This is a genomic window from Candidatus Vagococcus giribetii, assembly GCF_017316185.1.
Lineage (GTDB): Bacteria > Bacillota > Bacilli > Lactobacillales > Vagococcaceae > Vagococcus > Vagococcus giribetii.
In genome coordinates this window covers 23,392-49,267 of record NZ_JAFLVX010000032.1, presented here as the reverse complement: position 1 = coordinate 49,267, position 25,876 = coordinate 23,392, and the positions used below count along the sequence as shown (strand labels likewise).

Below are 25,876 nucleotides of genomic sequence, written 5' to 3'. Positions count from 1 at the left end.
TTTACTTCACACGAATCATTCGATCTTGCCCATTCATATCTTGAATGACCTCTACTTCTTTTTCTGGGAATGCCTCTTTAAATAGTCTTGAAACACTCTCGCCTTGAAGATACCCGATTTCTAAATAGATACGCCCTGTACTTGCTAAGACTGCTTGGCTTTCTTTGGCAATTTTTTCATAGATAAATAACCCATTATTATCAGCAAACAAGGCTTGTTTGGGTTCAAATTTTCTAACCGATTCATCCATAACATCCCACTCATCAAGGCTAATATAAGGTGGATTAGAGACAATAACATCAACAGGTTGACTTGAAGCATACGTTTCTAGTACGTCACTTTCCACAAATGTCACTTGAGCTTGTAGTTCTTTACTATTGGCTTTTGCCACTTCTAGTGCTTCTCTTGAGATATCAATCCCCGTAACTTGCCAGTTTGGACGTTCTAAACTCAAACTTAAAGCAATTGCCCCTGTTCCTGTTCCAATATCGACTATATTTAAAGGTTCATTAGGTAAATCTTTTAATATCAAGTCAACTAATTCCTCAGTTTCTGGTCTAGGAATTAAAGTAGCCTCTGTAACTAAAAAACGTCTACCATAAAATTCTGTGGAACCAATTAAGTACTGAACTGGTACATCTTTTACTAATTGTTCTAAATCTTTTAGGTATTGCTCTTTTTCACTTTCAGGCATGGTTTCTTTAAAATGGAGCAATAAATCTGTTTTGCTCCAATCCTTTCTTTCTAGCAACAAATACTCAGCCATAAAGGATTCTTTTTGATTATTTTCTAAAAAAGAAGAAGCCCATTTAAGGACTTCAAAATAAGTTGTTTGATTAATCATTTAATTTAGCCAACTGCTCTGTTTGATCGTAGATAATCAACGCATCGATAATTTCGTCTACTTTTCCAGCTAAAATTTGATCTAATTTTTGAATCGTCAAACCAATACGGTGATCGGTCACACGGTTTTGTGGGAAGTTATACGTTCTAATACGTTCTGAACGGTCTCCAGTCCCAACGGCTGATTTACGTGTTGCATCGTATTCGCTACGACTTTCGGTTACCATTTGATCATAGACACGAGCTCTTAAAACTTTCATTGCTTTCTCTCTGTTTTTCAACTGAGAACGCTCATCTTGCATCGCTACAGCAATACCTGTTGGAATATGTGTTAAACGAACAGCTGAAGCTGTCTTATTAACGTGCTGACCACCGGCTCCACTTGCATGGTAAATATCTACACGAATGTCTTTATCCGCTAAGTCTAATTCTACTTCTTCTGCTTCTGGTAGTACCACAACTGTTGCAGTTGATGTATGTACACGACCTTGAGATTCAGTTGAGGGTACACGTTGAACGCGGTGAGCACCACTTTCATATTTCAATTTAGAAAAGACGCTATCTCCTGTAATCATGATTGTTACTTCTTTGTAACCGCCAATTCCTGTGATATTAGCATCCATAACTTCAAATTTCCAACCTTGAGCAGATGCATAGCTTTGATACATTTCAAATAAATCACCTGCAAAAAGGGCAGCTTCATCTCCACCAGCAGCTCCTCTAATTTCCATGATAATGTTTTTATCATCATTAGGGTCTTTTGGTAATAATAAAATTTTAATTTTATCTTCTAATTCTTCTTTTTCAGCTTTAAATTCAGCCAATTCTTCTTTAGCTAATTCTTGCAATTCATCGTCTAGTTTTTCACCTAAAAGTTCTTCTGAATCTTTAATCCCTTGAACAACTTCTTTGTAACGGCGATACACATCAACAGTTTCTCTTGTACTGGCTTCTTCTTTTGAAAGCGCCATGAACCTCTTCGTGTCACTAACAACTTCAGGGTCACTTAACAGTTCTCCTAATTCTTCATAACGATCCTCTAGGGATTGTAATTGATCAAACATCTCGATCTTCCTTTCTACTTCTTAACCTAATTATACATATTTTATGGTATTTTTCTATTTTGGTGGATTAAAATAATGCTTACGACAAACTGGGAAGTAAGACTCATTACCACCTATTTGAATTTGTTCACCTGTGTACACTGGTTGATTATTATTCATTCTCAAATTCATTGTTGCCTTTTTATGACAGAACCAACAAATCGTTTTTAACTCTTCGATTTTGTCTGCATAAAGTAATAAATATTTAGAGCCTTCAAACAACTCATTTCTAAAGTCATTTTTCAAACCAAATGCCATCACTGGAATGTTAAGTTCATCTACAACCTTGGCAAATTGAATCACATGTTGCTTTTCTAAAAATTGTGACTCATCAACTAAAACACAGTATGGCTTAAATGATAATGAGTTAATTGTATCAAACACATTGGTTTCATGAAAGATAGGAATTGCCTCACGCTTTAAACCAATTCGGCTAGAAACAATGCCCACAGCTTCTCGTGTATCTAGTCCACTTGTCATTAAAACAACTGGTTTTTCCTGTTCTTCATAGTTATGTGCTACTTTTAAAATTTCAATTGTCTTCCCACTATTCATTGCACCATGCTTAAAAAATAGTTGTGCCATCTACTTAACCCCCTTGTTTATCCTATGATAGTATACTTTAATTTCAAAAAAAAAGCATTATCTTCCTTATAAATTGTCCATTTTTACCTTAAGAAAATTTTACAATTATTTTCTTTACTTTTATGAAAACTATAGTTATAGTAATTAGCGAACTAACAATTAATAAGTAGGAGGAACATCATGGCAAATCTTTTAGTCGTAAAAGCACATCCTCAAAGTGCTGACAACTCTCGTTCTGTGGCAACACAAGACGTTTTTATTCAAGCATACAAAGAAAGTCATCCAACTGATACAGTGACTGTTCTTGATATTTTCGCAGAGGAAGTCCCTGAAATTGATGGACATTTATTAAATACGTGGGCTGATGCTGCTAGCCAAAAAGAATTAACAACCGAACAAGTAGCAACATTAACTCGTTTTAACGAATTAACTGAGCAATTTTTAGATGCAGATAAAATTGTTATTACTAATGCTTTATGGAACTTAAGCGTTCCTACTCGTTTAAAAGCGTGGATCGATACTATTGTTGTAAAAGGAAAAACATTTAGATACTCTGAAACAGGTCCAGTTGGTCTTGTTCCAGAAAAGAGATTAGTCCATATCCAATCAAATGGTGGTCTTTATTCAGGTGAAGAACCTGCTTCTAAATACATTGAAACAATCTTCAACTTCATGGGCTTAACTGATATTCAACACATCTTCATTGAAGGCGTTGATCATCAACCAGAACGAGCTGAAGAAATCATTGCTAAAGCAAAAGAAAAAGCTGTTCAAATCGCAACATCATTTTAAAAAAAAGGCTAACGCATTTAGTTGCGTTAGCCTTTTTCTATCAGGTCTTCTTCATATAAACCTGATTTTTCTTTGTACCATGTAAACAAATGAGTCACAATCACTTTGATGGTTGCGTAGACGGGGATTCCAATAATCACACCCATAAAACCAAAAATCTTTCCTGCTGAAAGTAACACAAAAATAATCGTAATCGGGTGAATATCCAACTGACTACCTAAAACTAAAGGTGAAATAAACTTGCCTTCAATGGTTTGTTCTAACACAAAAACGATAATCACGGCAATTAACATTTTTGGCCCATCGACCAAAGCTAAGATGACTGCTGGAATAGTCGCTAAAGCAGAACCCACATAAGGAATCAAGTTTAGAAAACCTGCTAACACACCTAAAGTGATACTATACTTCAGACCAATTACTGAAAAGCCAATCATAAACATAATGGCCACTGCGATGGCTACAGTTACTTGACCTCTTACATAAGAAGACAATTGTTTATTGATGTCTTTCAAAACCACGATTGTTTTATGTCTAATTTTTGTTGGTAAAAATTGAGTCACATAAGGCGTCAATTCTTTTCCATCTTTTAAGAGATAGAATAAGATAAAAGGTACCGTCACGATTGTCACCACAATATTAGCCACTGCTCCAACAACACTACCAATCCCAGTAAAAGCATTTTTAGAAATACTTTTAGCTATTTGATTAATAGAACTGAATAGCTCATTAATCGCATTTTCAATAGGTTCACTGAATTTTTCAAATAAAGGTGCATTGAAAAACTCTCCTGTTTTCTGTTCGATTGTCTGCCAATAAACTGGCCAATCCTCAATAAAACTCTTTGTTTGATGCTCGATTTTAGGGACCAAAATAATAACTCCCCAGACAATTAAGCCAATCACAATAACATAAAGTAGCATAATGCTAAAATTTCTTTTAATGCCTTTTTTCTCCATAAAATCAACTACTGGATTAAAAATGTAAAACAGCAATCCAGAAATAATAATAGGAAGACCCACTATCCCTACAAATTGCATGATAGGTTCGAATAAATGAGACACTTTAGTAAACAATAAGACGATTAGTAAACAAAGGACAATCGTCACTAAAGGCATTAAAATCTGATTATTGACTAATAGCTGATTGACCCAACTTTTTGATTTGTTTTCATTCAACTTTTTTTCTGACATGGCTACCACTCCTTTTATTTTAAGTGTAGCTTATAATGGTTCCTTTTTTTATTTCAGGAACAATGTAAGGTTCAACATAAACAGCATTTGCAGACATATCATCTTCTGTAATTTCTTTAAAGAATACTGTCACATGCCCCATGCTTTTAAAATTATCATTAGCAATTGGTCCTACTTGTTTAATGCTATATTCTTGTTCATCAAATAGAAGTTTACCTCCTACGATTAACTCTAACTCTTCTTTTGTTTCAAATTCTTGAATCACAGAGACAGCTTTTAGAGCTTCTGTTGCACTGTTATCAAATAAAATAATTAATGGATCCTTAACGCTAATTGCTTCTTCTCCAATATGAGTTACCACTGATTTTTTCATATAGTTACACCTCTTAATTTTTAATTACCTACAATTAGTATACCATAAGATCTTACAAAACTTGTTATGAAACAACAACCTTCAAGATGGTGTAGAGACTCTTGCTTTCTTTTCTGATAATTTCACGTATTTTTAATTATAGTGCTTTCATTTATGTTATAATCTGTTAAGAAATATATATGAAGGGGATGTAGCTTTGATGCAAAAAATGATTTTAGGTTCTTACACTAAAAAGGACAGCCAAGGGATTTATTCAATCGAATTAGATACAGAAAAAAAAGAATTAATTAACTTACAACCATTAATTAAAGAAGATAACCCAACTTTTTTAGCAATCTCAGATAAAGAAACAATCTATGCTGTTTCTAAAGATGGTAGTTTAGGTGGCGTGGCTGCTTATCAAAAAAATGATGACAACACTTATACTTTTTTAAACCGTATATCTGAAGAAGGAGCTCCACCTTGTTATGTAGCAGTTGATGAAGCAAGACAACTTGTTTATGGAGCTAATTACCATAAAGGTTTAATTACATCTTACAAAATAAACGAAGATGGTTCTTTAAGTTTAGCAGATCGCATTGAACACACTGGAAATGGTCCTCATGAAAATCAAGGAATTCCTCATGCTCACTACTCTGACTTAACACCAGATAACCGTTTAGTAGCTTGTGACTTAGGAAACGATACTGTTTATACATATGACGTTGACTCTGAAGGAAAGCTAACTGAAGTAGCTACTTTTAAAGCTAATCCAGGAACTGGACCTCGACATATTGTCTTCCATCCAAATAATCAAGTAGCTTATTTATTCGGTGAGCTATCAAGTGATGTTGTTGTTTTAGCTTACGACCAAGCAACAGGTGAATTCACTGAAAAACAAGTTATCTCAACTTTACCAGAAGGTTATGCTGAATTTAACGGTGGCGCAGCCATTCGTGTGTCAAAAGATGGTAGCACTCTGTATGCGTCAAACCGTGGACATAACTCTTTAGCTGTTTACCACATTGACGAAAACACTCAAGAACTTGAGTTAATCCAACTTATTTCAGTTGAAGGAGATTTCCCAAGAGATTTTGATATCACACCTGATCAACAATTTGTAGTCGTGGCAAATCAAAATACAGATAACTTAACTCTATTCGAACGTGACACAAATTCAGGAGAGCTTCATTTATTACAAAAAGACATCTATGCACCTGAAATTGTTTGCATTCAATTTAATTAAAAAAAGAAGTCCGACTTGGACTTCTTTTTTATTATGTTAGATTAATTTTATTCACTTCTATATCGCCTGTCTTTAAAAAGTGAGTGAAATTAGCCATAAAAATAGGATGTAAACGACGATAGTATTGATCTGACATACCTGATGAATGAGGAGTTATTAAACAATTTTCTAATTGCCATAGTGGACTTGTTTCTGGTAAAGGTTCTTCTTCAAAAACATCTAGTCCAGCAAATCCAATAGTCTGATTTTGACAATAGTCAATTAAGTCCGCTGTATTAACGGTTCCACCTCTGCCTGCATTAATAAACATGACACCAGGCTTCATAATTGAAAATAACTCTTTATTAAAGAAATGCTTTGTTTCCATTGAATCAGGTAATAAACTTATAATAATATCCATGTCGCCTATAACTGTTTGAATATTTTCTTGGCGAACAATGTGATCAAAATGAGGTACTTCCCGTCCTTTTCGATTAACACCTGTTACTTCTGTTTGAAAGACTTGTAAAATTTCTGCCAAACGCTCACCGATATGACCTGTTCCCACAATCATCACTTTCTTACCATTCAAATCACTTAGTCCTTCTGGTTTTAACCAGTTTTTTTTCTCTTGTTGAAGAATGGCCTCTTTTATTTTTCGTGTATGAGCAAAAATCATACCTAAAATGGATTCACTCATTTGATGTCCATGAATACCACTCGCATTACTTAATAATATATGTTGGTGACTCAAGCTTTCAGTATCAATATGATCATATCCTGCTGATTCTGCTTGAATCCATTTCAATTGATTGGAAGGAGTCGAAAGAATCCTTTGGCCTAGTGATTGATTCCAACCATACATAATGGCCACATCTTCTACACGATCGTCTTCTTCAAGAGTCTCTACTACTTTATATGTCGGGGCAAGTTCTATTAATTCCTTTAGTTCTTCTTCTGTTAAGGGCACATTGACAACTAAAATTGGTTTTACCATTTTGCATTCCTCCTATTATGTCTCTATTGTACCTAATTTTTTTAACTAGTGGGAAATTTACTCTTTTTTCTTCTCTTATGCTATAATTTCAATAGAAGAAAATAGGAGATGACCTCATATGTTAGATTTAAATCAAATAAAAAAAGACTTGATTACCATTACAGAAGATGTAATCGAAAAAGCCAACGTACAACCTGGTGATATTTTCGTTGTTGGTTGTAGTTCAAGTGAAGTTGTTGGTGGTGTTATTGGTAAAAACTCAAGCGAAGAAGTTGGTAAAGTGATTGCTGAAACACTTATCGATTACCTTTCAGAGCGACATATCCACTTAGCTGTTCAAGGCTGTGAACATATCAATCGTGCTCTAACAGTTGAACGAGAAGTAGCAAAACAATTTGGATTTGATTTAGTTTCTGTTGTGCCTAAACGCCATGCAGGCGGATCAACTGCGACGGCTGCTTATTTAGGAATGAAGGATCCTGTTGAAGTTGAACACATTATTGCAGATGCTGGTATTGATATTGGAGATACCTCAATTGGTATGCACATTAGACACGTCCAAGTCCCAATTAGACCATCACTAAACACATTAGGTAGTGCTCATGTTACAGCACTTGGTAACCGACCTAAACTAATCGGTGGCGAACGCGCAGAATACTGTTAACTATAAAAAAACAACCGACATTAAAAGTTTGTGTCGGTTGTTTTTTTGCCCTCTTCTCTATGAATAAAAAGACTCAATCACTTTTGCTATTCCCATTAATTCTTCTTGAACAACGTAATCTTTCTTTAAGAAATACAATGGTCGTTTGTAGGTCTCACCGAGAGTCTCATAGGAAAGCCCCTTAGGGACAGCTTTTCTTGAAATCATGCTCTTACCAATACCTTGTTCCAACATCTTAATAATGATTTCATTATTCTTAACATACAAACGCTCTGGTTTAATGTTTTGATTTAATAAATAGCGCTCCATATAGTGATAAACCCCTGATGTTTCTTCTCGGCTAATCCATAAATTACTAGATAAATTGCCGGCAAGAACTAACTCATCTCTCATCATTTCAATTCGATTCATCCCATCAGTCATTAAAGGCATTTCAATAAAACCAAAATCAATATGATGTTGATTCATCTCCTGCAATACTTCCTCTGAATTTTTCATATCTATTTCAAATCTAACTTCTGGGAATTCCTTTATCAATTCAATCAATAATTCTGGTAAATAGTACACCGAGATTGTATTAGACGCACTCATGCGACACACTATTTGCTTTTTATCGCTTTCTTTTACAAGTCTAACCGTTTCATCCCAATCATCTTTTAGATTTAAAACTCGGTGATATAAGACATCTGCTGAGGGGGTTGGATGCATCTCTTGCTTGCCCTTTCGTCTAAATAAGACACACTGGAACTCCTCTTCTAATTGTTTGATTTGGTTAGATACAGCTGGTTGCGAAATAAATAAAACCTCTGCTGCTTTAGAAAAATTTCTCGTCTCGTATGCCACACGAAAAGTCATTAATAATTTAAACATCTTCTCACCTACTATTTATTTTTCTTATAGTTACTATTCTAACTATATATTTCTCAAATGTAAAAAAGAAAGTTATACTTTTGTTATCAATTAAAAGAAAGTGTGATGTAAATGATTCAAACAACCAAAAAAATACTTCCAGGTTTACTCCTATCCTTTTTAGTAGCAGCTATTAGTAAGGTTATTGCCATTTGGCTCCCTACAATTGGCGCTGCCACTATTGCTATTTTATTAGGTATTCTGTTAGGTAATACATTCTTCAAACAATCCTTTTTAGGAGCAGGTACTAAATTAGCTGAAAGTAAATTACTAGAATTATCTATTGTACTTCTTGGAACAACAGTAACCTTCCAAACCATTGCCCAAATGGGACTTAACGGTATTGCTTTTGTTGTCATTCAAATGACTGTCACCATTATTGGTGTCTACTATATCGGGCGAAAAATGGGCTTTTCAAAAAAAATAGGCCTTCTAATGGCCGGGGGAAATGCTGTATGTGGTTCTTCCGCAATTGGAGCCATCGCCCCAGAAATCGAAGCAGATGAACATGAAAAAGGACAAGTCATTACCCTCGTTAATTTATTAGGAACCGTCTTAATGTTACTGCTTCCTTTTATCGCTACAGGACTTTATACTTCAGTAATGCCACAAAGTGCATTGATTGGTGGGACATTACAATCAGTTGGTCAAGTAGTAGCAAGTGCGAGTATGGTTAGTCCTGAAGTCGTTGAGTTCGCGACGCTATTCAAAATCATGCGAATCATTTTATTAGTTGTCGTTGTGTTTAGCTTTTCTAAATTTACTGAAAAGGATAGAGTCAAATCCGATACACACGTGATAGCAACTACTAAGAAAAAGTTACCACTTCCTTGGTACATTATTGGCTTCATCTTCTTTTGTACCTTAAATAGCTTAGTCCATCTGCCAGAAGGAATTAGCCAAAGTGCTCACTTTGTCAGTGGTTGGTTTGAAATTACAGCGCTAGCAGCTATTGGGTTGCGTCTTGATTTTGCTAAGTTCTTTAAAGAAGGATTACGTTACTTAATCTATGCGTTAGCTGTTGGTATGCTTCAAGTTGTTCTAGCTATTATTCTTATTTTTATCTTTCATATTTAAAAAAATCCCTCATTGAAAGAAATTAGTTTTCTTTCAGTGAAGGAGTTTATTTTTTTTAACGAATTTCTGCACCTAATGTGTTTTTAAAATGACGTAACGCCCATCGATGACCTTCTTCGTCAAAACTTTGAACACAGTTTTCATGAATGACAATGTCATAGCCTAAATTATAAGCATCAACTGCTGTGTGTAAGACACAAATATCCGTACAAACACCAGTCAAATGAACCTTCGTAATATGTCGTTCACGTAAGCGTATATCTAAGTCTGTACCACTAAATGCTGAGTAATGACGTTTATCAAGCCAATAGACATGAGCCTCGTCTTGATGAGCCTCATAAAGTGGTTTTAAAGAGCCGTATAAATCTCTACCACTCGTACCAATGACATTATGAGGTGGAAACAAACTGTTTTCCGGATGATAGTAATCTTCTGGATCATGACCATCAATTGCCATCACAACAAAATCACCAGACTCGATAAATTGTTTTGTTAGTGATACTAAAGCCTCTTCAATCTCTTGACCAACCTTACCTGTTGTCAGTTTCCCGTCATCTGCCACAAAATCATATGTGTAATCAATCGATAACAAAGCTTCCATTTTACAAGTCTCCTTCTTTGATCTCTGATAATAAAGCTAAGACCATCTTAGCCGATTTTTCTCCTGCTTCAATAATGAACTCATCAAAATTAACACTAGCATTTTCGTCACCCACATCACTCATCGCTCTAATAACCACAAAAGGAACGTTGTATTGATGGGCAACATGAGCAATAGCTGCTCCTTCCATTTCATTAGCTAAACAAGTTGGAAAATGACCCTTTATCTCATTAATTTGTTTTTGACTATGAACAAAAGTATCACCAGAAACAATCAAACCAACGCGACCATTTAACATATTATTACTTGAAGCTTCCATTGCTGCTTGTACTAATACATCATTCGCTTCATAAAAAAGAGGCATTTGAGCCATTTGACCGTATTCATAACCAAAAGCTGTCACATCTACATCAGAATAAGCTAATTTGTCAGAAATAACCACGTCTCCAATAGCTAATCCTTCACCAATACCACCAGCAGAACCTGTATTAATCACAACTTCTACTTTATAATGACTAATTAAAAGAGTCGTTGTAACAGCTGCTAAGGTTTTTCCAATACCTGATTGAGTGACGACAACATCATGCTCACCAATTGTTCCTTGATAAAATTTAGCCCCTGCTTCTTCCCAAGTAACACAATCAACTAACTTTTCTTTCAGTCTCTCAACTTCTTGACTCATTGCTCCAATAATACCGATTTTCAACACAAACACTCCTCAACATAAATTAAAGTTTTAATACAGCATAAATTGTAATAGCTAATAAAATAGCAACTATTATAATGGCTTTATTTAACCAAGTATTTCTTTTTTTATTCTTTTTAAATTCTCTAACACGACTTCTTGTTAGAATTTGCGGCTCTTCGTTTTTCATCGGAGGCTCTTCATTCGTTTCTTTTTCTTTTCTAAACATCTATATCCTCCTTACTTACGCTGATTTTCCCAATATAGCATAGCATAAATTGTTTTAGCATCACAAATTTCTCCACTTGCTATTTTTTCTTTTGCTTCATCTAAAGTTAACGCAACTACTTCTAAAAATTCATCCTCGTCTTGAGGAAGCGGATTATCTACTTTGACTAAACCTGTTGCTTCATAAATCGTTAACTCTTCATTACAAAAACCTGGTGAAGCAACAAATTGTGTCACTTTTTTCATTTCTTTTGCTTGGTATCCTGTTTCTTCTTCTAACTCACGCTTAGCAGTTTCTAAAGGATCTGTTTCGTCTTTTTCAATTTTTCCAGCGGGTATTTCTAAAATACTTTTCTCTAAAGCTTTACGAAATTGTCTTACTAAAAGAATTTTTTCTTCATTAGTTATCCCTATAATAGCAACTGCACCGTTATGAAAGACTAATTCTCTTTTCGCCATTTTTCCATTAGGTAACAAGACATCATCTAGGACAACCTCAATAATATGACCTTCATAAATAACTTGACGATTTGTTGTTTTCTCTTCAAATTTTTCTGTCATTTTTTTCTCCTTGTCTGTGATCCATATGATGCTTATGATACCTTTAAAGACCTTTCATTTCAATAATACTAGTAGTTTTTTTAGGTTTTTGTTAAATCAGATAGAAATCCATCCCTAGACTGATATGATTTCCTAACTACTGTGATAGAATGTTTTTAAGACAAAGAATATTGGATAAAACCATATAGGAGTGAAACCATATGAAACAAAATAAACAATCGAAATTAATCAAAATGCTTGGTGCTATTGTGATTTTAATACCGTTAACTATTATTTTTGACGGGCACTCACCCTTCATTCATACGATTTTATCAGTAGCACTCTTCTTTTCAATCTTTTTTGCAGTTCTATTGTTAATCAAAACAGTTTTCAGTCAGAACAAAGCGTCTGCTAAAAACGAAATGCCTGAGTTAACAAAAGAAAAAGAAGCTCATTATGCTGAGTTTGGTATGAACGATAAAGAAATTATTTTCTTTAGAGAAACAATGGCTGATGCCAGAAAACAAATCACAACTCTTGAAGACAACATGCAACAAGTTGCAAAACTTAAGGCCATTAATTTACGTTATGACACCTTAAAAGCAAGTCGCGCTATGTTTAAAGAAATCGTGAAAGAGCCAAACAAATTACATCAATCAGACCGTTTCCTTTACAATCATTTACCAAATCTTGTAGAGTTAACTTCTAAGTATATTGAGATCAACAATCACGAATTGAAAACTAAAGATACTTTTGACGCTTTAAACCAATGTGCAACTGCCATTGAAGAAGTCTCTCAACTAATCGTGAAAGATTATGCAGACTTTGTTAAAGATGATTTAGAAGACTTAGATGTAGAGCTTTCTATTGCAAAGCAAAACATTGATCGTGAAAAAGACATTGAAGAATACAAACAAGAAAAGGAGCATATCTAAATGACTGATGAATTAAAAGATGTTACTCCAGTAACTAATACATTAGATGATTTACTTAGCAACCCATTTGAAGCACCAGATGCGTCTAAACTAACTGTACAAGAAGAAAAATTACAAACAAATACGTCTGTAGCAACAAAAGTAATTGATAAATTGCCTGAAGAAAGACAAAAACAGGCCCGTGAATTAGCGGCTCAAATCGATACCAGTGATTCTCAAGCTGTTTTAAGTTACGGTGTCGCAGCGCAACAAAAATTAGGTGAGTTTTCTCATACAATGTTAAACCATGTTCAAGCACAAGATATTGGACCTATGGGAGATTCTTTAACAGAGTTAATGTACCGTCTTAATGAAGCAAGCCCTAGTGAATTAGAAGCTCGAGATGGTAATATCTTTAGAAAAATGTTTGGTAAAGTGAAGCAATCTGTCTATGAAGTGACTGCCAAATACCAAAAAATCGGTGCTCAAATTGATAAAATTGCTGTCAAATTAGATAAAGAAAAAAATGGTTTACTACAAGACAACTTAATGCTTGAGCAACTCTATAATAAAAACAAAGACTATTTTGATGCCTTAAACATTTATATTGCGGCCGGTGAATTAAAAATTGAAGAACTAGAAACTGTGACTATTCCTGAAGCTATGAAAGTCGCTGAACAAAGTGGTGACCAAATGGACGCTCAAATCGTAAATGACTTGAACCAGTTTGTCGATCGTTTGGAAAAACGAACTTATGATTTAAAACTAGGTCGTCAAATCACGATTCAACAAGCTCCACAAATTCGTTTAATTCAAAATACGAATCAAGCCCTTGCAGAAAAAATTCAAGCGTCAATTAACACAGCTATTCCTTTATGGAAAAACCAAGTTGCTATCGCTTTAACCTTATTACGTCAAAAAGATGCTGTGACAGCTCAACGTCAAGTTTCTCAAACAACAAATGATTTACTAACAAAAAATTCAGAAATGCTAAAAATCTCTGCTATTGAAACAGCAGAAGAAAATGAACGTGGCATTGTTGATATTGAAACCTTACAAAAAACACAAAATGATTTAATTGAAACAATTCAAGAAACATTACGTATCCAAAAAGAAGGTAAAGAAAAACGTCGTAATGCAGAAATTGAATTAACTGTTATGGAAGAAGATTTAAAAACAAAATTACTTGAAATCTCAAACCAACAATCAGTCAACTAACAAAAAAAAGAAGCTAAGCATAAAACGCTTAAGCTTCTTTTTTTACGTCAATTTTTTTCCCATAAAGGTAATTTTATTAATTCATAGTCTTTTGATTCAAGGTTGGTTACTGTAATACCTAATAAGCGAATCCCTTTTTCAAGTAAATCAAAACTATCCCATAGTTGTTTACTTTGAAAAAAAAGCGTTTCTTGGTCATCTACATAATCCGTTAGAGTGACTCTTCGAGTGTATGTTTCATACTCTTTATCTCGCACTTTTAATACAACGGTTTGTCCATGAAGTTGAGCCTTTTTTAATGACTTTTCCACGTCTTTTGCTAGTTCTCTTAATTGTATGACCACCTGCTCCTCTGTTACTAAAGGACGAGCAAACGTATTCTCTCTTCCAACAGATTTTCTCCCTCGATTTGGTTCCACAGGACTATCATGAATCCCCCGGACTTTCCGGTACAACGAATACCCCATCTTACCAAAATGACGAATCAATTCCATCTCACTTTTTGCTGCTAAATCTCGACCATAATAGATACCCATATCATGCATTTTAGGGACTGTTTTTTTCCCAATTCCATTAAAATCCTCAATTGGTATATCCATTAAAAAGGCTTCAGCTTCATCAGGTAAAATAGTTGTTAAGCCTCGAGGTTTTTCATAATCTGATGCCAATTTAGCAAGAAATTTATTGTAACTAACACCTGCAGAACAAGTTAATCGTAGCTTCTTCCATATGTCTAATTGAATCATGCGAGCTATTTTTATAGCACTCTTGATATTTTTTTTATTAGTTGTGACATCTAAATAAGCCTCATCTAGTGACAATGGCTCAATAACATCTGTGTACTCATGAAATATCCGATGAATTTCTTTTGAAATCTCGGCATAGTGTTGACGGTTTCCTTGGACAAAGTTGGCTTTCGGGCATAATTCATAGGCTTTTTGAGCACTCATAGCAGAGTGAATCCCGTATTTTCTAGCCTCGTAATTAGCTGTTGTGACAACACCCTTTCCCCCTGTGTCTCTTGGATGCCTTGCAATGACTAGAGGGTGTCCCTTAAGCTCTGGATGATCACGCTCTTCAACAGAGGCATAAAAAGCATCCATATCAATATGAATAATTTTTCTGGATGTATCCTTTTTTAAAGGAAACCTTAACTCATTCGTCATTTCTAACCTCCCTATACAAACATACATTCTCATTATAAATTAAAACATAAAAAAAAACCACTAAAGCCGTCGCTTTAGCGGAAATGAAGGTTGTTATTTCACTCTCTCGGTAAGAGTTAAGTATGAAAAACCAATTCGGGATAATTGGTATGAATGTATATTACTCTATCTACCTTAAATTCATTTGATTAAATGCTATCAAAACAATAAAAAAAGAATGAGAATCATCTCATTCTTTAAAAATTGGTCCATTCGTCGTCTTCTTCTACCTCTTCAACTTCAACCACTGTGTAGCGGTCTTTTGCTAAGTCATTATAGAAGGCTGCTTTTGTAGTTTGAACATATGGATTAATCCATAAGAAACCAATCCCAAAAGTAAAGAAACCAAGTAGGTACCAACCAATAAAACTAACATCTAACCAGAATAGTCTTCCTTTGTGACCAACCATTAACTCTTTACTTTCTGTAATAAAGCTAGTTGCTCCCATACTGCGAACATTTTTATGTGCCGCTAAATCCTTGTAGATAAAATAAGATTGTGAGTAGGCGTAAGACTTGATAATACCTGGAATAATAAAGAGCAATGTCCATAAATACTTAAAAATATACGTTAAAATATTGATAAGTAAGACTGGTACAAAGTCATTGCCATTAAAAATGCGGAAAGCATTTTTAAAGCCCATTTCTTGTTGTTCTCTCTTTCTAATCACATCTAAAAAGGTAAATGATATACCGATTGTTAAAAATGAGGTGACTAAGCCAATAATAGGCGCCATAAATGATGATGAGCTCGCTGAAGCTGCGGCACTTATAGCAGATGAGTTAGAATAATCTTCAGGGTTATAGTTGTCGTGAAGCCATTCTTCGTCATTTAAATCATCAAACTCTTCCTCAAAAATTCGTTCAAAATTAGTTTGCCCAACATGTGTACCCGATTCAAAACTAGACGATGTTGCAAATAATGAAACAAAAAAGATAACTGCTGCAATAGCCATTGCGACTAAAAACATAGAAATAATTTGGAGTAGTGATGGTACTAAGTTTAATAACACAGCATCCTTCCATCTTCCTCGTAAACTATCTCGTGCTTCTTGTTTCAATTGTCCAGATGTTTTATACATGATTATCCCCCCTTTTTATGATTAAATTGTACCACTTTTCTGACTACATAACTATATTTTTTTACATCTAGCCCATTTCTATCTGTTTGCCTGCTCTTAATAGGACTAACTTAACAGATGTCACTTTTTTTCCCTTTAGTTGCTCTAAGGCCTGTCTATATAAATTCAACTGCCCTGTGTATTTCTGCTTCACTGCTTGTATAGCAGTTTCTTCTGCTTCTTGCGGGATATAATCTGTTTTAAAATCATACAAAATTAACTCGTTTTCAATTTCAACAAACCCATCAATAATCCCGTGAATAAGTAAACGATCATCTCCTTTACCAATAAAATCAGTAAAAATATCACTGGCTTTAAGTAATAAAGAAAAAGGTTGTTCTCGTTTCACTGACTCATGATGACTAACAAGTAGTTGCCCTAGCTCTGTTTCAAAGAAATTAGCGATCATCTCTGTATCGATTTTTTTAGCGATGGCCTCTTCTAAAACTTGTTGGTCTGAAAGAGATGCCACTATTTGATCAATTTTTTCTTTCGTTGGTTGCTCAGTCAAATCAACTAACTGCAAGATTAAATGAGTCGCTGTTCCAATTTCTGCTGAGGTAATCACTTTACTTGTCTGTAAAAAGTTCGGTTTAGCCAGCTCTTCTCCTACGACACGATGTGCTTTAGTACTTAATTTGTTGGAAATATCAAGTACCTGTAGTTCTTTCATATCAGGATCTTCAAACAATCGTTTGATTTCTGAAACAGATTGGTAACTAGTCGTTCTTGTTGCAGATTCGTGGGAATAATTAAAATTAAGACGGTCTACTATCTCCTTCAATAATTGTGGATTAGCTTCTTTTGACACAGTCTGTATCATAGATTCAGTATCTTCTTCAGCTTGTTGAGACACTTTTAAATCTTCTAAACTCACAAAAGTTACTTTAAATTTGCCTGGCATAGTTGCTAACCCTTTTAATGCCTCAATTTCAATTTCTGGATAGTCTTTCATTAAATCAGGATGACGCACTAAACTTAAACCAACCCATCCAAGTAAACTACGTTGTCCTAATCTAGATGATGTTGGTAACACCAAATGATCAGAAGAAATATTTTCTTGCCAACTTTTAAAAGCAGCTTCCTTATTTTTATAAGAACCGACTAAAAAGAGCTTTTCTTCAGCTCGAGTCAGAGCCACATAAAGTTTTCTCATTTCTTCAGCTAATAATTTCCGACGTTTTTGTTCTCGAATTAAGACATAGGGCAGCGTTTCATACTTCACTCGTTCAGTTGAATCCAGTAACTTAATCCCTGCTCCTAAAGCCTCGTCAAAAATGTATGATTGATTGTTGATGTCCGTCATATTAAATTGCTTGTTCATGTCTAAAACAAACACCACAGGAAATTCTAATCCTTTACTAGCATGAATCGTCATCACTCGTACGGCGTTTTCTTCTTCATTCATGCTATTTGGTTCAGCTAAGTCTTTATTTTTTGCCTGCATTTTCTCAATAAAGCGAATAAATTGGAACAAACCTTTAAAACTCATTTCCTCATAAGAAGACGCTCGCTCATATAGGGCATGAAGATTTGCTTGACGTTGTTTTCCTGAAGGCATACCTGCCACGTATTCTAGTAATCCTGTGTCTTGATAAACTGTCCAAATCAACGTGACTAATTTTTCTTGTCGAGCTATTTCTCTCCAATAAATAAAGCGCTCATGAAAATCTGTCACTTTACGAAAAAGTGAATCCACTTGACTTTCTTTAGCTAAATAAGCTTTTAACGCATCATAAAAATAACCTTTTCTATCATATTCTCTAATTCTAACCAAATCATTTTCTTTCAAGCCAACAATTGGAGAACGTAAAATAGCTGCTAAAGGAATATCCTGATAGGGATTATCAATAATTTGAAGTAAAGCAATCATTATTTTGACTTCAGTTGCTTGGAAATAGTTCTGTGTGTCATTAATTAATAGGGGGATACCCAGTTCTTTAAAGACATCTAGAATGACTAAATTATTCTTTTTAGTAGGACTAAGTAAGACAATATCTTGATACGTGATAGGTCGACTTATTTGATTCTTTTTATCATAGATAGGAAATTCGCTTGCTATCAATTCTTGAATTTTTTGCCCAACAAGTAACAATTCACCTTCCGTTTTGTCTTCAACTTCAAAACTTAATTCAAGGCTATCCTCTGTTTCTTCACTATCTGACTCGCTTTCATAAATCAGAATTTCCGTATCATGTTGCGTACTTTCTGGATATCCAGTAAAACCTGTTATCAACTCAGCACTTCTATCGTACTCAATTTGGCCCAATTCCTTATCCATCAATTGTTTGAATACTAGATTCGTAAAATCTAAAACACTCCCTCTAGAACGAAAGTTTTCTGCTAAAATAATTCTACGTCCCTCTTCTTCAGTGGCAAACTGCTCGTATTTTTCAATAAACAGAGTTGGATCTGCTAGACGGAAAGCATAAATAGATTGCTTCACATCTCCTACCATAAACAGATTTCCTTGACTGGTGTCAGGTTGACGCAACCAGTAAAGAATACCTTCTTGAAGACGATTGACATCTTGATACTCATCTACTAATACTTCTTTAAACTTATGACGATAGTAAGTCGAGGCTTCAGAAGGCACAAACTGTCCTTCTTCTTCTTGTCTTAAAATAGCTAAGGTCAAATGTTCTAAGTCGTTAAAATCGACTAAATTCTTTTCCTCTTTTTGTTTAGAGAAAGCCTTTAAATACGTTTGACACACTGCTACCATTTCACTGACAATTGGTCGAGCTTCTTTCATCAAAGAAAGCATTTTTTCTGGTGAATAAGTAAAGTAGTTTTTCTTTAGTGTGGCTACTTGTTTTTTAATCACATCACGGTCTTTTTTCAATTCTTCATAATAAGTCATCACTTCTTCTGGACTTGTTTTTTTACTTGGTCCTTTTATTACAGGAAACTTAATCTTAAGAAGTAATTGATAACACCCTTCTAGATCATCTGATTCAATCAAGTTTAATAGACTAGTTAATAGCTGCTGATCCTCTTGAAACACAAGTATGGTTTTCTCAAAATCAGGTTCTCCAGTGACACTATTAATCAACTTCTCACTTTTTTCAACTAATTCTGTCACGTCTTTGATTAAACTAGGCTTCATTAATTCTTGATACAACTCGCTTGTCACAATGCTATCTTCAATTTGATAATGTTTTTCTAGGCCATTTAGCCAAGCATTTGGTTCTGTATTAGAAAGAGCAAAAGTTGCTAAAGAAAAAATCAAATTGGTTAGTCCGTTATCATTTCGGTCATTAGAGAAATTTTCTGTTAAGCGGTAAAAAGCTTCTTGATTCTCTCCGTATAACGTTTCTCTTACTTCATCCCACACATCTTCTTTCAACAAGTCAATTTCTGTCTCATCTGTCAATAAACGAAACACTGGATCAATATGAATCAAGTAATAATACTTTCTGATAACTGTTAAACAAAAAGCATGTAGAGTACTAATTGGAGCTGTAGGGAGTAGACTAAGCTGTTTAATGAGATGTTGTTTTCTCTCAAGATCAACCTCTTCATTAATCCCTTGCTGAACCGCTGCTTGAATCCGTTGTTTCATCTCTTTAGCAGCAGCTTCTGTATAGGTAACAATCAAAAGTTCATCTACATTAATACCTGATTTGATATGCTGAATCACGCGTTCAACAAGGACTGTTGTTTTCCCTGATCCTGCTGAGGCTGAAATCAGTAAATTATCACCGCCATCATAAATCGCTTGCCATTGTTTATCTGTGTATTGACTGTTTTCTGGCTTTAAGGGAATATTAGTCATCTTCATTTTTCTCTACCTCACAATGCGTCTTCATAATCTCTTCTTTACTTAACTCCTCAATACGATGGTAGTTATTTTCTTTTAACATCACATCGAATTGACAAACACTTCTAAATGGACAATACTCACAGGCTATTCTTCTTTGTTTTCTATAGGCTGGATTTAAGTCTACAGACCCTTCAAAAATACCTTTACCTGCTTCTTTGTATTTTTCTTGGTTGTTAGCTAATAAAAAGTCTAACTCTTCTTGAGACACAAACTGAGAGGATTTCATGGTTTCTTTTTTCAGTTGTTGATACGGGTAAACAGCTGACTTTACTCCAGGCTCCATAGTCTTATCCAACAACTCTAATACCCGTTCTTCATCTGTTAATAACCCTTCATACTGAAATGTCTTCAGTAATTCTTCTTCTATTGTTTCAGTGGTTATTTTCTCACTACCAGTTAAAATAGGATTTTTGACATGCATATAGAAAGCTCCAGCTGCTTTTGCCTCTTGTCCCACTAAAGCAACTGCATTGTTTAGAGTGACATTTAAATAGGTAATCATTTGAAGAGCAAGTCCATAATAAGCCTCCACAAAATCGAAATTATGCTTACTTGATTTGTAATCAATAACAGATAGATACACATCATCTTCTACAGTCATTTTGTCCACACGGTCAATTTTCCCACGAACTTTTAGTTTTTTCTTGTTTCCTAAATCAAAATCTAAACTGGCTAGCCCTTTCTCTTGAAGAATTTGACCAAATAAAACTTCTGTTTGAATCACATTCATGTTACTACGCTCACTTTGTTTTTTTAGAGACCAACCGACTCGTTGAATGGTTTGTGACAATTGATATTTAATATAATTCATCCGATTGGTTGTACTTAAAATACCAAACTTATCTTGACCTAATACTTCTTTTAACACTGCTTGCGTAACTAAATCAACTTCTTCTTTAGTCATTTGACTTAAAATATATTTGCCTTTAATAATCTCTTTGAAAAACTGATCTAGTGCTTCATGATAAAAATCACCAGTAGCAGCTGGAGAGAGCTCAAATTGATCTCTTTCTCTCAAACCTAAACCATACATTAAAAAGTATTTATACTGACATTTATGAAAGTTTTCAATTTTTGAAACAGAAGCATACACCGTATCTCCATATAGCTGTTCAACAGAGACGTTACTAAGTGTCTCAGGAATGTTTTTATGGATCAAACTAGCTAGTAATGTTTCTGTTTTTAATGGGTTATTTTTAAGAAGACGTTTTTCTAATTGATGGAACAACCAAGGAACTGCTTCGTGTTCTTCCATTAATTGGCGTTTAAAATCAATCCATTCTCTTAACAAGACACTATCTGTTGAAAAATCATCCAGTTGAATCTCTTTTCCAATTTTAAAGCCTTGAGATATGACTGCTTCCTTAATCCCTAGAGACGTTTTCAATTGCGTCACAAAGGGAGATATTTTTAATTCTTTACTGCTATCACTACTTGAAGGATAAGTAATGATAACTTCGTCTTCTGCAGAAAGTAAGGCTAAATAAAAAATAAAGGGTTCCTTAGCGGAGTCTTTTGTATGATTCTTTTTCAAATACTTTTCAAAAGGTAGCTCTTCTTTTAACAACAAACGCTCATCATCTGAAAGTAAGGTTTTGTTCTCAATTTTTCTTGGTAACTGCTGATCTGTAGCACCAATAATAAAGGTGACTTTGCTTTTTTTAGCTTGGACATAATCCATTGACGTTACTTCTAATTGATCTAATGTTGTGGGGACTTTATTGTATGTTAATCCTTCTAAACCTGTTTTGATAATTTGAATAAACTCTTCAAGCTCAAAAGGCATCTCACCCATTAACTCTGTGTACTCATCTAAAAGCATCACAAAAGCTTGCCATGTTTGTTCATGATTTCTAGCTTTAACTAAGTCTCCTCGTTCTAAGGCAATATCACGCATAAAAGTTAACTGTTTTTCAACACCAACACGAACCATGAATTCATATAGGGCTAAACTAGCTTCTTTACCTAGCTTCACTTCCTCTAATTCATCAAAAAAGCTCGCCACATAATCACGAATCAAATGTCTGACCTGATTCGACACTTGTTGGATTTCAACATCTTTATCTAGTGCTTGCTCTTCATCTTGGTATTGGTAGTACACATATCGCCAATCTCTTTCCTTAACCCAATCAATGCCGCTATACCCATAAGCTAAAACCACATTTTCTGTATAATCAATCGCTTCACGTAACTCTAACTGACGTTGTTGCCAATCAGATAACTCACTCATTTCTAAACTCATTGGGTCAAACAATTCGGAACGAAGAAATCTTAGGACATCTTTGTATTGATAAAAATGTTGCTTCATACTAAATAAAGCATTAATCAGTTCAATCAAAGGATGGTGCTTCATCTCTTCTTCTTGATTAAAGTAAAAAGGAATATCTTGTTCAGTCAGGACAGGAGATAACACTTGTTGGTATCTCTCAAGGTCTCTTGTAATGACTTTGATTTCTTGATAACGATACCCTTTTTCAGCTACTAAACGACGGATTTCCTTCGCTACAGCAACCATCTCACCATGAGCATCATCACAACGCCATACCCTTAGAGGCTGAGCTTCATGACTTACTTTTTTTGCAGACACTGGCAATAATCGTTGACTGTTTTGCCATACCTCATCTAATAAAGCCATTGATGTCTTTTCTTCTTCATCAGAAACCTTGCGATCAAACAATATAGGTAACTGTTTGCCTCTAGCTAATTGATACAATTCAAAATAAAGGCTACCAGTATTAAAAAATAAATCCATGGTTTCTGGTGGTTGTTGCGTATAAGCTTTATCAAGAACCAAGGATAATCTAAATTCTCCTGAGACAGCCATTAAACTTTCAATTAATTGCTTTTCAATTGCTGTAAAATTAGAAAAACCTGACACAATAAACATCATATTGGGCATTTCTTTTGTATCTAAAAATTCTTTCAAAGATAGTAATAACTCATGACCATCACTATTTAATTCCACCACTCGTTCTGAGTAAGCTTGATAGATAACTTGAATATCTTCTAATTTAACGCTCTCATCTACCCGTTGACCACTAACCTTTACCGCGTTCAAAGTCTCTAGTAAATCATCTGAGGTAATAAAGCCTTCTTGAAGCTCATCAAATAAATCAACTAATTGTTGAATAAATCCTGGTTTATTAATTTCAAATTGAAAAAGGTGTAAGCTTGGTCCTACTTCAATTAATACTTGTCTTAAAATCATATACTTAGCTGTTGGAGACAAGACTTGCTTTTGATAAGCCGATGTATTTTGTAAGAAATACCATGCTAACCGAGAGAAACTGAAGACTTGAAGTCGCATACTAACCATGTTTTGCCAATCTTGATACTTAGGTAATTTGGCTAGTTCTTTTAAGACATGGATTTCTGTTTCAAATTTAACGTGGTTAGGGACAAGGTAAAAAACTTCATGGTCACTAGATTGTTGCAACCATTCATCAGCAACTTTAACTAGTTCTTTACTATGGTCTTGACTAGCAGACCCTAAAACAAATTGAATACTCACAATAACGCCCCTTCTCTTATGACTAGATACTCCTTAGTTTATCATAATTTGTAATTAAAAAATAACTTCTAGAAATCAAAAAAGAGGTGACTTCAAAAAGTGAAGCACCTCTTTTGATATGAACTTAGTTGTTAAATGTTCCCCATTTTTCAGGTGGCCAAAAAACAAATTTTACATTTCCCATGACTTTATCTTCTTCAATAAAACCAATCATACGACTATCTTTTGAGTTTTGACGATTGTCCCCCATCACAAATAAATGACCTTCTGGAACAGTTTTTTCTCCTAGTAACTCTTCCATATTAAAATCTTGGGTTAAAGGTAAACCGTATCTTGCTGTACCTTCTGTTGGATTGTTTTTGTACTCGTCTAAATAAGGCTCTTCGTAAGCTTTTCCATTAATGAATAATGTGTCATTTTTATATTCCACTGTATCACCAGGTAAACCAATCACTCGTTTAATGTAGTTTTTACTTGGATTGTCAGGTGCTGGAAAAGTAATGACATCAAATCGTTCAATCTTAGATTGTTTTAAGGCGATGACACGTTCTCTATCCACCATTGTTGGATTCATCGAATCACCTGATACGTTAGTTGGGGTAAACACATACGCTCTTAATAAAAATAGCACAATAATTAAACCACCAAACCATAAAATATTCGTTAACATTTCTTTTCGATTCATTTTGTCACTTCTTTCTCTATCCAATTAATATCTTTAGTTTAACATATCCATTAATCCATGAATAGTAACTTATTCTATCTTACTTTTTAGTTAGAATATCCATTTTAAGGTCTTTTTTTTATTTCCTCTCCTAAAGAGATATGGTATATTTCCTTATAGAATATTATTTAGGAGGTCTTTTCTATTAAACAAGAAAAATCATATGGTTTATGGACAGCAACTGCCATGATTGTTGGGATCTGTATTGGATCTGGTATTTTTTACAAAGTTGATGACATTTTAATGTTTACTGGTGGAAATGTCTTTCTAGGTGCCCTAGTTTTTGTTATTGGTGCCTTTAGTATCATTTTCGGTAGTATTTCACTGACAAATTTAGCTTCTCGTAGTACTAAAAATGGTGGGATTGTTGGCTATTTTGAAGATTTTTATTCAGAAAGCATCGCAAGTGCCGTTGGTTGGTTCCAAACTTTTCTTTACTACCCAACGATTGCTGTTGTTGTTGCTTGGGCAGCAGGTATTTATACGTGCTTACTTCTAGGTTTACCAGATAACTTGGATTTACAAATGCTAATTGGGTTAGGCTATTTACTGCTATTTTATTTCATTAATATCCTATCTAGCTCATTAGGCGGTCACTTTCAAGTCATTTCGTCTCTCATTAAATTGATTCCTTTAATTGGTGTTGGTATTATCGCTCTTTTCTTTAATCAAGGACAACCAGACATTCCTAGTAATGTTAATCCTGTTCCACTTACCAATGTAGGTATGGGTTGGTTAGCAGCTTTAGCACCAACAGCCTTTTCTTATGACGGTTGGGCCATTTCTCTTAGCATCTCAGGAGAAGTTAAAAACCCTAAAAAAACAATGCCTATTGCTTTAGTTATTGCCCCTATTATTGTTTTAATCGTCTATCTATCTTATTTCTTAGGTATGACTCATATTCTTGGACCTGAATACATCTTAGCAACAGGAAACAGTGCAGTCACTCAAGTTGGACAAATGTTATTAGGTAAAAGTGGTGAAGTAATCATTCTTTTATTTATTTTAATTTCTATGTTAGGTGTAGTTAATGGCGTTATTTTGGGACATATTCGTATGCCTTACGCTCTAGCAACTAAAAATATGATTCCAGCATCAGAACAAGTGGTGAAAAATAACCGTGGCTTATCTAAAAATTACTCTGCTTTAATTAGTATGGCTTGTTCTTTATTCTGGTTTTTCATTCATTATTTATCACAAAAATTTAGTCTAATGACAACTGGTGATATTAGTGAAATAGCTATTGTTTTTGGTTACCTATTCTACATGGCTCTCTATATTAAAGTACTGATGCTTTACAAACAAAAAATAGTAACAAATGTATTCACTGGCTTAATTTCACCTATCTTAGCACTTATTGGTGGTTCTATTATTATTATTGGTGGGTTCTCTTCTAACCCATTATCAATGATTGCCTTTTTCGTGATTTGTTCTATTTTCTCTATTTCTGGTTACACATATTGTAAAAAACAACTTTCTCTTTCTTAAGAGTGAGTTGTTTTTTTGTTAGTATTGTTTTTGAGGTTTTAGTATACTAACATTAAGATAAAAGAAAGCGAGGGATTC

Annotated in this window: 23 protein-coding genes; 7 read left to right on the top strand and 16 right to left on the bottom strand. The window is 34.4% G+C overall.

Annotation, left to right across the window (positions count from 1 at the left end):
* Position 1 precedes the first annotated feature (1 nt).
* Genes prmC through DOK76_RS11470 form a run of 3 tightly spaced genes read right to left on the bottom strand, consistent with a single transcriptional unit; the run spans position 2 to position 2,531 of the window.
* Entirely contained in the window at positions 2 to 844 is an 843-nt protein-coding gene (gene prmC / locus DOK76_RS11480; RefSeq protein WP_206967905.1) for a peptide chain release factor N(5)-glutamine methyltransferase, read from the bottom strand.
* Positions 837 to 1,907: a peptide chain release factor 1 gene (gene prfA / locus DOK76_RS11475; protein ID WP_206967903.1), complete on the bottom strand. Its 1,071-nt coding sequence runs from the start codon at positions 1,905 to 1,907 to the stop codon at positions 837 to 839. Before prfA ends, prmC begins: the two co-directional genes overlap by 8 nt.
* Positions 1,908 to 1,961: 54 nt before the next feature.
* Positions 1,962 to 2,531 (bottom strand): thymidine kinase, encoded by a 570-nt coding sequence (locus DOK76_RS11470; RefSeq protein WP_206967901.1) that lies wholly within the window; start codon positions 2,529 to 2,531, stop codon positions 1,962 to 1,964.
* A gap of 180 nt (positions 2,532 to 2,711) precedes the next feature.
* Between DOK76_RS11470 and DOK76_RS11465 the strand changes: the two genes are divergently transcribed.
* Entirely contained in the window at positions 2,712 to 3,323 is a 612-nt protein-coding gene (locus tag DOK76_RS11465; RefSeq protein WP_206967899.1) for an FMN-dependent NADH-azoreductase, read from the top strand.
* A gap of 26 nt (positions 3,324 to 3,349) precedes the next feature.
* Here DOK76_RS11465 and DOK76_RS11460 read toward each other — a convergent pair whose 3' ends face one another.
* Both DOK76_RS11460 and DOK76_RS11455 read right to left on the bottom strand, forming a co-directional pair.
* Positions 3,350 to 4,513, bottom strand: a complete 1,164-nt coding sequence (locus DOK76_RS11460; protein ID WP_206967897.1) for an AI-2E family transporter — start codon at positions 4,511 to 4,513, stop codon at positions 3,350 to 3,352.
* A gap of 19 nt (positions 4,514 to 4,532) precedes the next feature.
* The gene (locus tag DOK76_RS11455; RefSeq protein WP_206967895.1) at positions 4,533 to 4,886 is read right to left on the bottom strand and encodes a PTS glucitol/sorbitol transporter subunit IIA; all 354 of its coding nucleotides are present in this window, start codon (positions 4,884 to 4,886) and stop codon (positions 4,533 to 4,535) included.
* Positions 4,887 to 5,082: 196 nt separating this feature from the next.
* Here DOK76_RS11455 and DOK76_RS11450 point away from each other — a divergent pair, with 196 nt between their 5' ends.
* Positions 5,083 to 6,111: a lactonase family protein gene (locus DOK76_RS11450; protein WP_206967894.1), complete on the top strand. Its 1,029-nt coding sequence runs from the start codon at positions 5,083 to 5,085 to the stop codon at positions 6,109 to 6,111.
* A gap of 31 nt (positions 6,112 to 6,142) precedes the next feature.
* Here DOK76_RS11450 and DOK76_RS11445 read toward each other — a convergent pair whose 3' ends face one another.
* Positions 6,143 to 7,087, bottom strand: coding sequence for an NAD(P)-dependent oxidoreductase (locus tag DOK76_RS11445; protein ID WP_206967891.1), 945 nt, complete (start codon positions 7,085 to 7,087; stop codon positions 6,143 to 6,145).
* Between the two features lie 118 nt (positions 7,088 to 7,205).
* Between DOK76_RS11445 and DOK76_RS11440 the strand changes: the two genes are divergently transcribed.
* Positions 7,206 to 7,751 (top strand): TIGR01440 family protein, encoded by a 546-nt coding sequence (locus tag DOK76_RS11440; RefSeq protein ID WP_206967889.1) that lies wholly within the window; start codon positions 7,206 to 7,208, stop codon positions 7,749 to 7,751.
* A gap of 57 nt (positions 7,752 to 7,808) precedes the next feature.
* Here DOK76_RS11440 and DOK76_RS11435 read toward each other — a convergent pair whose 3' ends face one another.
* Positions 7,809 to 8,621 carry a LysR family transcriptional regulator gene (locus tag DOK76_RS11435; RefSeq protein ID WP_206967887.1) on the bottom strand — a complete coding sequence of 271 codons (813 nt, stop codon included), beginning with the start codon at positions 8,619 to 8,621 and terminating at the stop codon, positions 7,809 to 7,811.
* A gap of 111 nt (positions 8,622 to 8,732) precedes the next feature.
* Between DOK76_RS11435 and DOK76_RS11430 the strand changes: the two genes are divergently transcribed.
* Positions 8,733 to 9,737 carry a YeiH family protein gene (locus DOK76_RS11430; RefSeq protein WP_206967885.1) on the top strand — a complete coding sequence of 335 codons (1,005 nt, stop codon included), beginning with the start codon at positions 8,733 to 8,735 and terminating at the stop codon, positions 9,735 to 9,737.
* Between the two features lie 55 nt (positions 9,738 to 9,792).
* Here DOK76_RS11430 and DOK76_RS11425 read toward each other — a convergent pair whose 3' ends face one another.
* The 4 genes from DOK76_RS11425 to DOK76_RS11410 are packed head-to-tail and all read right to left on the bottom strand — an operon-like array spanning position 9,793 to position 11,812.
* On the bottom strand, positions 9,793 to 10,338 hold the full coding sequence (locus tag DOK76_RS11425) for a cysteine hydrolase family protein (protein WP_206967883.1): 546 nt from the start codon (positions 10,336 to 10,338) through the stop codon (positions 9,793 to 9,795).
* Between the two features lies 1 nt (position 10,339).
* A complete protein-coding gene (locus DOK76_RS11420) occupies positions 10,340 to 11,044 on the bottom strand; it encodes a 5'-methylthioadenosine/adenosylhomocysteine nucleosidase (RefSeq protein ID WP_206967881.1) in 705 nt (234 codons plus the stop codon).
* A 22-nt stretch (positions 11,045 to 11,066) separates the two neighbouring features.
* The gene (locus DOK76_RS11415; RefSeq protein WP_206967879.1) at positions 11,067 to 11,252 is read right to left on the bottom strand and encodes a hypothetical protein; all 186 of its coding nucleotides are present in this window, start codon (positions 11,250 to 11,252) and stop codon (positions 11,067 to 11,069) included.
* 11 nt (positions 11,253 to 11,263) lie between these two features.
* Positions 11,264 to 11,812 carry an NUDIX hydrolase gene (locus tag DOK76_RS11410; protein WP_206967877.1) on the bottom strand — a complete coding sequence of 183 codons (549 nt, stop codon included), beginning with the start codon at positions 11,810 to 11,812 and terminating at the stop codon, positions 11,264 to 11,266.
* Positions 11,813 to 12,012: 200 nt separating this feature from the next.
* Here DOK76_RS11410 and DOK76_RS11405 point away from each other — a divergent pair, with 200 nt between their 5' ends.
* Positions 12,013 to 12,726, top strand: a complete 714-nt coding sequence (locus tag DOK76_RS11405; protein ID WP_206967875.1) for a 5-bromo-4-chloroindolyl phosphate hydrolysis family protein — start codon at positions 12,013 to 12,015, stop codon at positions 12,724 to 12,726.
* Positions 12,727 to 13,923: a toxic anion resistance protein gene (locus tag DOK76_RS11400; RefSeq protein ID WP_206967873.1), complete on the top strand. Its 1,197-nt coding sequence runs from the start codon at positions 12,727 to 12,729 to the stop codon at positions 13,921 to 13,923.
* A gap of 47 nt (positions 13,924 to 13,970) precedes the next feature.
* Here DOK76_RS11400 and dinB read toward each other — a convergent pair whose 3' ends face one another.
* The 5 genes from dinB to lepB form a co-directional block, all read right to left on the bottom strand.
* Positions 13,971 to 15,089 (bottom strand): DNA polymerase IV, encoded by a 1,119-nt coding sequence (gene dinB / locus DOK76_RS11395; RefSeq protein ID WP_206967872.1) that lies wholly within the window; start codon positions 15,087 to 15,089, stop codon positions 13,971 to 13,973.
* A gap of 236 nt (positions 15,090 to 15,325) precedes the next feature.
* Complete coding sequence (locus DOK76_RS11390) at positions 15,326 to 16,210, bottom strand: DUF975 family protein (RefSeq protein ID WP_242542297.1); 885 nt, start codon at positions 16,208 to 16,210, stop codon at positions 15,326 to 15,328.
* Positions 16,211 to 16,277: 67 nt separating this feature from the next.
* A complete protein-coding gene (gene addA / locus DOK76_RS11385) occupies positions 16,278 to 20,033 on the bottom strand; it encodes a helicase-exonuclease AddAB subunit AddA (RefSeq protein ID WP_206967869.1) in 3,756 nt (1,251 codons plus the stop codon).
* Positions 20,020 to 23,586: a PD-(D/E)XK nuclease family protein gene (locus tag DOK76_RS13375; RefSeq protein ID WP_206967867.1), complete on the bottom strand. Its 3,567-nt coding sequence runs from the start codon at positions 23,584 to 23,586 to the stop codon at positions 20,020 to 20,022. The genes addA and DOK76_RS13375 overlap by 14 nt, the downstream gene beginning before the upstream one ends.
* Before the next feature lie 124 nt (positions 23,587 to 23,710).
* Entirely contained in the window at positions 23,711 to 24,271 is a 561-nt protein-coding gene (lepB, locus tag DOK76_RS11375) for a signal peptidase I (protein WP_206967865.1), read from the bottom strand.
* Between the two features lie 183 nt (positions 24,272 to 24,454).
* Here lepB and DOK76_RS11370 point away from each other — a divergent pair, with 183 nt between their 5' ends.
* Entirely contained in the window at positions 24,455 to 25,798 is a 1,344-nt protein-coding gene (locus DOK76_RS11370; RefSeq protein WP_370590132.1) for an APC family permease, read from the top strand.
* The last annotated feature ends 78 nt before the right edge of the window (positions 25,799 to 25,876 follow it).